This window comes from Marinobacter shunpengi (genome assembly GCF_045449715.1).
Taxonomy (GTDB): domain Bacteria; phylum Pseudomonadota; class Gammaproteobacteria; order Pseudomonadales; family Oleiphilaceae; genus Marinobacter.
Genome location: NZ_JBJJLA010000016.1, coordinates 57048 through 66837, shown reverse-complemented (window position 1 = coordinate 66837; position 9790 = coordinate 57048). Strand labels below are relative to the sequence as shown.

8 protein-coding genes are annotated in these 9790 nt (G+C 63.2%); 7 read left to right on the top strand and 1 reads right to left on the bottom strand.

Annotated elements, in window-relative coordinates; genetic code table 11:
* Nucleotides 1–59 precede the first annotated feature (59 nt).
* Nucleotides 60–1118: a tRNA epoxyqueuosine(34) reductase QueG gene (gene queG / locus ACJO3T_RS10610; protein WP_406964106.1), complete on the bottom strand. Its 1059-nt coding sequence runs from the start codon at nt 1116–1118 to the stop codon at nt 60–62.
* 115 nt (nt 1119–1233) lie between these two features.
* Between queG and ACJO3T_RS10605 the strand changes: the two genes are divergently transcribed.
* From ACJO3T_RS10605 to hflX, 7 genes are all read left to right on the top strand, one after another.
* Nucleotides 1234–2799: an NAD(P)H-hydrate dehydratase gene (locus ACJO3T_RS10605; RefSeq protein ID WP_406978454.1), complete on the top strand. Its 1566-nt coding sequence runs from the start codon at nt 1234–1236 to the stop codon at nt 2797–2799.
* Nucleotides 2792–3313 carry a tRNA (adenosine(37)-N6)-threonylcarbamoyltransferase complex ATPase subunit type 1 TsaE gene (tsaE, locus tag ACJO3T_RS10600; RefSeq protein ID WP_406964108.1) on the top strand — a complete coding sequence of 174 codons (522 nt, stop codon included), beginning with the start codon at nt 2792–2794 and terminating at the stop codon, nt 3311–3313. Before ACJO3T_RS10605 ends, tsaE begins: the two co-directional genes overlap by 8 nt.
* Nucleotides 3314–3518: 205 nt before the next feature.
* Nucleotides 3519–4859, top strand: coding sequence for an N-acetylmuramoyl-L-alanine amidase (locus ACJO3T_RS10595; RefSeq protein ID WP_406964141.1), 1341 nt, complete (start codon nt 3519–3521; stop codon nt 4857–4859).
* Nucleotides 4860–4969: 110 nt separating this feature from the next.
* The gene (mutL, locus tag ACJO3T_RS10590) at nt 4970–6895 is read left to right on the top strand and encodes a DNA mismatch repair endonuclease MutL (RefSeq protein ID WP_406964109.1); all 1926 of its coding nucleotides are present in this window, start codon (nt 4970–4972) and stop codon (nt 6893–6895) included.
* Nucleotides 6895–7902, top strand: a complete 1008-nt coding sequence (miaA, locus tag ACJO3T_RS10585) for a tRNA (adenosine(37)-N6)-dimethylallyltransferase MiaA (RefSeq protein WP_406978453.1) — start codon at nt 6895–6897, stop codon at nt 7900–7902. The genes mutL and miaA overlap by 1 nt, the downstream gene beginning before the upstream one ends.
* A 156-nt stretch (nt 7903–8058) precedes the next feature.
* A complete protein-coding gene (gene hfq, locus ACJO3T_RS10580) occupies nt 8059–8310 on the top strand; it encodes an RNA chaperone Hfq (protein ID WP_406964111.1) in 252 nt (83 codons plus the stop codon).
* A 98-nt stretch (nt 8311–8408) separates the two neighbouring features.
* On the top strand, nt 8409–9704 hold the full coding sequence (gene hflX / locus ACJO3T_RS10575) for a ribosome rescue GTPase HflX (protein WP_406964112.1): 1296 nt from the start codon (nt 8409–8411) through the stop codon (nt 9702–9704).
* Nucleotides 9705–9790: the final 86 nt, after the last annotated feature.

Below are 9790 nucleotides of genomic sequence, written 5' to 3'. Positions count from 1 at the left end.
AAAGCGACCGGGACTAGCCTCCCAAGCACCCTCGCAGGCCTGGGTTCTATCACCCGTCTTTAGGTTTGCAGTCCATGTCGTTTCAGTGCCCACTCAACATGCTCCCGCACCAACTCCGACGGGTAGTCCACCCGCGCCTTCAGTGCTTCAATGACCGGGATGGTTGACGGGGCATTACCCAGACCGACCGCGATGTTCCTCAACCAGCCTTCATAGCCAGTACGACGTATGGCCGATCCTTCCGTACGTTTCAGGAATTCCTCTTCCGTCCACAGGAACAGTTCCGCCAGGGTGGTGTTGTCCAGGTTGTTGCGGGGGCTGAAGTCGTCTTCCTGGGTGGGCTTGCTGAAGCGGTTCCAGGGGCAGGCCAGTTGGCAGTCGTCGCAGCCGAAGACGCGGTTGCCCATCAGCGGGCGCAGTTCTTCCGGGATCGAGCCCTTGAGTTCGATGGTCAGGTAGCTGATGCAGCGGCGGGCGTCCAGCACGTAAGGGCCCACGAAGGCGTTGGTGGGGCAGGTGTCCAGGCAGGCGCTGCAGGTGCCGCAGTGGTTTTTTTCGAAGGGCTCGGTGACCGGCAGGGGGGCGTTGGTGAAGATTTCCCCCAGGAAGAAGTACGAGCCGGCGGACGGGTTCAGCACCAGGGTGTTCTTGCCGATCCAGCCGAGGCCGGCGCGCTGGGCCAGGCCTTTTTCCAGTACCGGGGCGCTGTCGGTGAAGGCCCGGTAGTCGTAGCCTTCGAGTTCGTCGTCGATGGCTTTGGCGAGTCTCGTCAGGCGCTTGCGGATCAGCTTGTGGTAGTCACGGCCCAGGGCATAGCGGGTGACGTAGGCCTTTTCCGGGTCCTGCAGGACCTCTGCGGGGTTGTCCGGTGCCGTGCGGTAATCCATGCGTACGGAGATAATGCGGTGGGTGCCCGGTACCAGTGAGGTCGGGGTATAGCGTTTGTCGCCATGGTCCGCCATCCAGGTCATTTCGCCGTGCATGCCGGCATCCAGCCAGTTCTTCAGGCGCTCCGCGTGGACACCGGTCTCCGGCCGGGTGATGCCCACGTCGCTGAAGCCCAGTTCCTGCGCCCACTGGCGTATCCTGGATGGAAAATCTTTAAGTGCAGACGTCATGGATTGCGGGTACTATTGATCAAAGTATGGCCTGTACGTGAATTTTGCTATGCTTAACAGGTATCTGGCCTGGACAGTTAAACTGAATTCTTGAACGGGTATTGGTTCGGCACCTATGCTGACAGCAAACAGCTTAACAGAATCCCTCTTCACTGCGGATGGGGTGCGGTCACTGGACCGTTTCCTGATCGATGAACGCGGTGTGGAAGGCTATGGATTGATGCAGAAGGCGGCCCGCGCCGCCTTTCGGCAGGTGCTGCGTCACTGGCCGTCCGCAACCCGTATTGTGGTGCTTTGCGGCGCCGGCAACAACGGCGGTGATGGTTACCTGGTGGCGTTGAATGCCCTGCGCCATGGCCTGGAGGTGACCTGTATTACCGTTGCCGATCCGCAAAAGCTGTCCGGCGATGCCCGGCGGGCCTGGCAGGATGCCGGCGAGGCCGGGGTGTCCATGGCACCGTGGTCCGATCTGGATGAGCGTGCAAGGGCGACGCTCTTCGGGGGCGATACCGTGGTGGTGGATGCCATGCTGGGAACCGGTGCCCGGGGTCAGCCCAGGGCGCCGGTGGACGAGGTGATTGCCTGGATTAACCAGGGTGCCAGTCCGGTGCTGGCGGTGGATGTGCCTTCCGGGCTGGATGCCAGCCTGGGGATGGCTGAGGGTGATGCGGTCCGGGCGGATGTGACCGCCACGTTTATTGGCCGCAAGATTGGCCTGCTCACCGGGAAGGGGCCCCATTTCGCCGGTGAGGTGGCCTACGACGCCCTGGGGGCAGAGCAGGACATTGAGGGTTGCCCGGCAGTGCCGGTTGCCACGCTGTCTACCTGGGAGTCCCGCAAAGGGCTGTTGCCGGTGCCGTCCATGGCGGCCCACAAGGGGGATTTCGGTCACGTGCTGGTGATTGCCGGTGACCGGGGCTTTGGGGGCGCCGGTCTGCTGGCGGCGGAGGCGGCTGCCCGCAGCGGGGCGGGGCTGGTGAGTCTGGCCACGCGGCCGGAGCATGTATCGCCGGCCCTGGCGCGGTGTCCGTCGTTGATGGTGCGGGGTGTCATTCATGGCAATGACCTGGAGCCGCTGCTGGAGAAGGCTGATGTGGTCGTCTGCGGCCCGGGCATCGGCCAGGCGGCCTGGGGGCAGCAGATGCTGCAGCAGGTGCTGGCATCCGGCAAACCGCGATTGCTGGATGCAGATGCGCTCAACCTGTTGTCGACCCGGGTGGCGGTCAGTAGTGATTATCAGGTGATTACACCGCATCCGGGCGAGGCGGCCAGGCTGCTTGCGTGTTCGGTGGCGGATATCGAGTCGGACCGTCTCGTAGCGGTGGAGAGGCTTCAGCAGAATTTCGGGGGTATCGCGCTGCTGAAGGGAGCTGGCACGCTGGTGGCGGCGCCGGAGCGTTTGCCCGTGGTGATCGGCGGTGCCAATCCTGGCATGGCGACCGGGGGGATGGGTGACATCCTGTCCGGTATTGCCGGTGGTTTCATGGCTCAGGCGGTAAGGGGCGGTGACTCGGATCTGACCGATGCGGTGGTGAATGCCGCCGCCCTGCACCTGGCGGCCGCCAACGTGGCCTCCCGGCAACGGGGGTATCGTTCCCTGTTGCCACAGGATGTGCTGGAGGCGATGGCGACCGTGCTGATGGCGGCGGAGTCGGGGCGAAAGGGAGCAAGCCATGTCTGAGTGGGAAGTGTGGCTGGCGGATGAGGCGGCGACTGTTAAAAACGGTAAAAATCTCGCAAATGCGGTGAAATCGGTGTCTTCCGGGCAGGGGCTTGTTATATTCCTCCATGGCACCCTGGGTGCTGGCAAGACCACCTTCAGCCGGGGCTTTATCCAGGGGCTGGGACATCAGGGAGCGGTGAAGAGTCCGACCTATACGCTGGTGGAGCCCTATGAACAGCTTGAGCCGGCCACCTGGCATTTTGATCTCTACCGGCTGGGCGACCCGGAAGAACTGGAGTTCATGGGCATTCGTGATTACCTGGCACCCGGCAATGTCTGCCTGGTGGAGTGGCCGGAGCGGGGCGCCGGTATACTGCCGGAGCCGGACCTGGACCTGACCCTGGTGCCGGATGGCGAGGGGCGGTTCCTGCGCATGGTTTCCGGTACCGACACCGGTCAGGCATTGCTGGATCGACTGCAGGAAATGGAGCGTATCTCGACGGGTAATGAGTCGAGACCGGAAGAAGAGTGAATGGAGCAGGATTGAGGGCCCGAAAATGATAACAACAGGACTAGGAGTCTGCGCGGCAGAAAGTCCCGCCGCTGCGACCGCCCCACTTTGGTCCCTTTTGAGCGCTCATTTTCGTTGCATAGAACCACTATGCGCCTCAAATGACCGTCAAAATGGCCTCAAAGTGGGACGCTCTCGCTTGGCGCGATTTCTACCGCGCAGACTCCTGATCAGGGACTTTCTACGGCTGCTGGTGGTGGCTGCCCTGCTATTGAGCCCGGTAGCCGTCAGTGCCACCGAGGTGGAGGGTGCCCGGATCTGGCCGGCGCCGGACCATACGCGGCTGGTATTCGATACCCGTTCACAGGTCAGGCACACGATCTTCTCGCTGGAGAATCCGTCGCGACTGGTGATCGACATGGAGGACACCAGCCTGGATGCGGATCTGGACCAACTGGACCTCAGCGACAGCCCGGTCAGGCGGATTCGCAGCGCGCCCAGAAACGGCAATGACCTGAGGGTGGTGTTGGATCTGGAAAAGGACATCAAACCCCGCAGTTTTCTGCTGGAGCCCAACCAGCAGTATGGTCACCGCCTGGTGGTGGACCTGATTCAGGAAGACCGGGAGTCCCTGGACAGCCTGACCAAGCCGATTGTCCGCGACCAGAGTGACAGCAAGCGGGACATCATCGTGGTGATCGATGCCGGGCATGGGGGCGAGGACCCGGGCGCCATCGGGCCGTCCGGCACCCGCGAGAAGGACGTGGTGCTGGCTATGGCCCGCCGGCTGGAGGCGCTGATTGACAGCAAGCCGGGATATGAGGCACGCCTCACCCGCACCGGCGACTATTACATTGACCTGCGCCGCCGTATCCTGCTGGCCCGCAAGCACAAGGCGGACCTGTTCGTGTCGGTTCATGCCGATGCCTTCCGCAGCCCGCAACCCAATGGGGCCTCGGTGTTCGCCCTGTCCCAGCGCGGTGCCACCAGTGAGACCGCGCGCTGGCTGGCCCGCAGCGAGAACCGGTCCGACCTGATTGGCGGTGAGGGTGGTGTTACCCTTGGCGACAAGGACGATGTCCTGGCCGGCGTGCTGCTGGACCTGTCCATGACCGCCAGCATCAATGCCAGCGTGGGCGTGGGCGGCTATATCCTGGAAGAGCTTGGCGGGGTCACCCGGCTGCACAAGCCCGGCGTTGAACAGGCGGCGTTCGTGGTGCTGAAATCACCGGATATTCCCTCAATCCTGGTGGAGGCCGGTTTTATCTCCAATCCCCGCGAGGAGCGGAACCTGACCAGTTCCGCCCACCAGGAGAAGATCGCCCAGGCGGTATTCGAGGGCATCAATGCCTACTTCAACAATGTGCCGCCTCCCGGCACGCTCCTGGCCTGGCAGAATCGTCAGGAAGGTGGCGGCGCAGTGACCGAATACCGGGTCCAGCGTGGTGATACCCTGTCCGCCGTGGCCCGCCGCAACCAAGTCACCGTGGAAGCCCTGAAACGGGTGAACGGGCTCACGGACGACGTGGTCATGGTCGGCCAGACCCTGCAGATTCCCAGCTCCTGAAGACCGCGCCGGCCATTGGTGTCCGAAACCAATGGCCGGCAGCTTTCATCATATCGAATCTGTTATCATCCGGGGCAATCATTCATTGACCTCTGGAGACAGATACCTCCATGCCTTCCATCAAGCTGCTGTCCCCCCGACTGGCGAACCAGATTGCCGCCGGGGAGGTGGTTGAACGGCCAGCCTCGGTCCTCAAGGAACTGGTGGAGAATGCCCTGGATGCCGGTGCCCGGCGTGTGGATGTCGAAGTGGAGCAGGGCGGTGCACGCCTGATCCGGGTGCGGGACGACGGGGTGGGTATCCCTGAAGCGGAGCTGCCCCTGGCCCTGAGCCGTCACGCCACCAGCAAGATCGCCACACTGGACGACCTGGAGGCAGTGGGATCGCTGGGTTTCCGGGGTGAGGCCCTGGCCAGTATCAGCTCGGTTTCCCGTCTGACCCTGACCTCCCGTACCCAGGAGCAGGAGGCCGCCAGCCGGGTGGAAGTGGAAGGTCGGGACATGGACGCCAGGGTGTCTCCCGCTGCCCATCCGGTGGGCACCACCGTGGAAGTGCGCGACCTGTTCTTCAATACCCCGGCCCGGCGCAAGTTCCTGCGCACCGAGAAAACCGAATTCGGCCATGTGGAGGAAGTGTTGCGCCGTCAGGCACTGGGCCGGTTTGATACCGGCTTCACCCTGCGCCATAACCAGAAGGTGGTGCACAGCCTGCGGCCGGCGGAAACGGAGCTGGACCATGAGCGCCGCATTGGTGCCCTGTGCGGACAGAAGTTCATCGACAATGCGGTGGTTATCGACACCGAGGCCACCGGCCTTCGCCTGCGGGGTTGGGTGGCGCTGCCCACCTTCTCCCGCAGCCAGGCGGACCTGCAGTATTTCTTCGTCAACGGCCGGGTGATCCGCGACCGACTGGTGGCCCACGCGGTCCGTCAGGCCTATCGGGACGTGCTCTACAACAACCGGCATCCGGCGTTCGTGCTCTACCTGGAACTGGACCCGGCCAATGTCGACGTCAACGTCCACCCCACCAAGCATGAAGTCCGCTTCCGGGATGGTCGGCTGGTGCACGACTTTATCTTCCGCACCCTGCACCGGGCGCTGGCGGATGTGCGCCCGGACGACCATTTCCGGGGTGCCGTGGCCCAGTCGCTGGGCCGGGACGGCGGTGCGCCTATGCCCGAGCCGGCGGCCATGCCCGGTGCCCAGCCGGCGGGAGACATGGCCGGTGGCGGGGTGCCCGTTGGTGGCAGTGGCAATTACCAGGGCAGTGGCCACGGTCAGCAGTCGCCCTGGGCAGCCCAGGATCAGATGGCCTTCTACCGCTCCCTCAGTGAAGGTGGCGGTCCCGCCCCGCAGCAAGGGCCCGTGGCGACGGCGGAACCGCGTGCCTACCCCGAGACCCGGCCCACGCCGGCCATGGGGGCATCCGTGGCAGTGGAGGGTGAGAATGGCGAACCTCCCCTGGGGTATGCCATTGCCCAGCTCCATGGCATCTACATCCTGGCCCAGAGTTGCCAGGGCATGATTATCGTGGACATGCACGCCGCCCACGAGCGCATTACCTACGAACGCATGAAGCGGGCCCTGGATGCCCAGGACCTGACCAGCCAACCGTTGCTGGTGCCGGTATCGGTGGCGGTGAGTCAGAAGGAGGCCGGGCTGGCGGAGGATCACGCCGAAGAACTGGCCACCCTGGGGCTGGTGGTGGAGCGGATCGGGCCGGAAACCCTGGCGGTGCGGCAATTGCCGGCCCTGCTGCGGGGCGCGGACGCCGAGCAGTTGCTGCGGGACGTACTGGCGGACCTGATCGCCAATGGCAGCAGCGACCGGGTCGAGGCCCAGACCCATGAACTGCTCGGCACCATGGCCTGCCATGGTTCCGTCCGTGCCAATCGCCAGTTGACCATCCCGGAGATGAACGCCCTGTTGCGGGATATGGAAGCCACCGAGCGCAGCGGCCAGTGCAACCATGGTCGTCCCACCTGGACCCTGGTAACCCTGCCGGAACTGGACAAGCTGTTCCTGCGGGGGCGCTGATGAGTGGGGCAGAGGGGCGTCCGCCCCTGGCAATCTTCGTCATGGGGCCGACGGCCTCCGGCAAGACCGATCTGGCCATTGAGCTTTGCCAGCACCTGCCCTGCGATATCATCAGCGTGGACTCGGCGATGATATACCGGGGCATGGACATTGGCACCGCCAAGCCCTCGGCAGAGGAGCTGGCCCGGGCACCGCATCGGCTGATCGATATCTGCGATCCTTCGGAGGCCTATTCAGCAGCGGATTTCCGCCGTGATGCCCTGCGGGAGATGGCGGAGATCACTGCCGCCGGCCGGATTCCACTGCTGGTGGGCGGTACCATGATGTACTACAAGGCGCTGCTCCAGGGGATGGGTGATTTGCCCCCGGCGGACCCGACCGTGCGCCGCCGGCTGGAAGCTGAAGCTGCAGACCAGGGGTGGGGCGAGCTGCACCGGCGTCTGGGCTCGGTGGACCCGGTGGCCGCCGGGCTGATCCATACCAACAATCGCCAGCGCCTGCTGCGGGCCCTGGAAGTGTTCGAGATCAGCGGTCGCCCGATTTCCTCCTTCTGGCAGGACGCGGAAAATATTGAGGATTACCCGTATACGACCAAATGGCAGGCAGACGCCGACCATCAGCTACCGTATACTGTGGTCCAGTTCGCACTGTCGCCAGCGCAGCGTCACCAGCTCCATGAGCGCATACGTGTCCGCTTCCTGGCCATGCTGGAACAGGGCTTTGTGGATGAAGTGAGAGGCCTGATGGCCCGGGGCGATCTGTCTCCCGACCTGCCTTCCATGCGTTGCGTAGGCTATCGTCAGGCCTGGTCCTGGCTGGCGGGTGAAGGGGACTATGCCGATATGGTCGACAGGGGCATTGCCGCCACCCGCCAGTTGGCCAAGCGGCAGCTCACATGGCTACGAAAATGGCGGAATGTGACCTGGCTCGAAACCGGTACCGGGCAAAATACCGCCATTGCCTTGAAAAAACTTGAATCTCACTCCACATTGAATTCGGGACGCTGAGGATCCAGGCAAGGCTGTTCCGGAGGTTCACCGGGAACTCCACTGGAGGGATCCGGTCTCGATTGGTCGCTGGGCTGGTATTGATTAATGCTGGTGCAATTTGCGGCTACTAAACAATGACGATCTGCATTATCCGAAAAAAACAGGAGAAATAACATGTCAAAAGGGCACTCTCTACAAGACCCTTACCTCAACCAGCTGCGCAAGGAGCGTATCCCGGTATCCATCTTCCTGGTAAATGGTATCAAGCTGCAGGGCCAGGTGGAGTCGTTTGACCAGTTCGTGATCCTGCTGAAGAACACGGTCAGCCAGATGGTGTACAAGCATGCCATCTCAACTGTTGTGCCGGCCAGGAACGTTCGCGTTCCTCAGCAGAACCCGGCCGGAGAAAACGAATCGGAAGAGTGACAGGCCCTCGGGGGTTGTCGGCAAACCCGCACAGGCTGGCCAGGGAACTGGTCCGGACTGTGCGGGTTTTTGCATTGCAATGACTGGAGAAAGACTGATTGTTTGAACGTCCCGATGTGGGTGAACGAGCCGTGCTCGTTCACATAGAGTTCAGCTCCCACGGCAGTGATGCGGAAGACCTTGGGGAATTCCGCGAGCTGGTGACATCCGCCGGTGTGGAAGCGGTGGCGGAGATTACCGGTTCCCGCAACCAGCCCAGCCCCCGCCTGTTCGTAGGGGAAGGCAAGCTGGAGGAAATCCGGGATCTGGCGAAAGCCAGCGAGGCCGATGTGGTACTGTTCAACCATGCCCTCAGCCCGAGCCAGGAGCGGAACATTGAACGGGAACTGAAATGTCGGGTTCTCGACCGCACCGGGGTGATCCTCGATATCTTTGCCCAGCGGGCCCGCACCCATGAGGGCAAGCTGCAGGTGGAACTGGCGCAGCTTGAGCACATGGCCACCCGACTGGTGCGGGGCTGGACCCACCTGGAGCGCCAGAAAGGCGGTATCGGCCTGCGGGGGCCGGGTGAAACCCAGTTGGAAACGGACCGTCGCCTGCTGCGGGAGCGGATCAAGGCCATCCACAGGCGCCTCGAAAAGGTCCGCCGCCAGCGAGACCAGGGTCGCCGGGCCCGCAAGCGTGCCGATATTCCCACCGTATCCCTGGTGGGGTACACCAACGCCGGCAAATCCACTCTGTTCAACCGGATTACCGAATCCGGGGTCTATGCGGCGGACCAGTTGTTTGCCACCCTGGACCCCACCCTGAGGCGGCTGGAACTTCCTGACATTGGCCCGGTCGTTCTTGCGGACACCGTTGGATTCATCCGGCACCTGCCGCACAAGCTGGTGGAAGCCTTCCGGGCGACCCTGGAGGAAACCACCCAGGCCTCCCTGCTGCTGCATGTGGTGGACTGCCATGACGACCGTCGCGACGAGAACATGGAGCAGGTGGATTCCGTACTCCATGAGATCGGGGCGGACGAAGTGCCCGTATTGCAGGTGTTCAACAAGATTGACCTGCTGGAGGATTTCCGGCCCCGGGTGGAGCGTAACGAGGATGGCGACCCGGTACGGGTCTGGGTGTCGGCCCATTCCGGCGATGGCCTCGAGTTGCTGTACGATGCCGTAGTCGAGCGCCTGGCGGAAGACCTGCTTCACCAGTCCGTGGTGCTGGGGCCCGCCGACGGTAAGTTGCGGGCTCTGCTGCATGAAGCCGGTTCGGTGATTCATGAGGCATACCGGGACAACGGCGACGTGGTGCTGGAGGTTCGCCTGCAGAGCCGGGACTGGTTCCAGTTACTCAGCCGGGCCGGTCTGGCCGAAGAGCGGGTCAGGGTAGAGGCCCCCTGAGTCATGGCGCGGGTTTTCACCGTCCCGCCGGCCAAGGCTATTGCCGGGGCACGTATAAATCCCTAGTATTTGCAGCCATTCCCAAA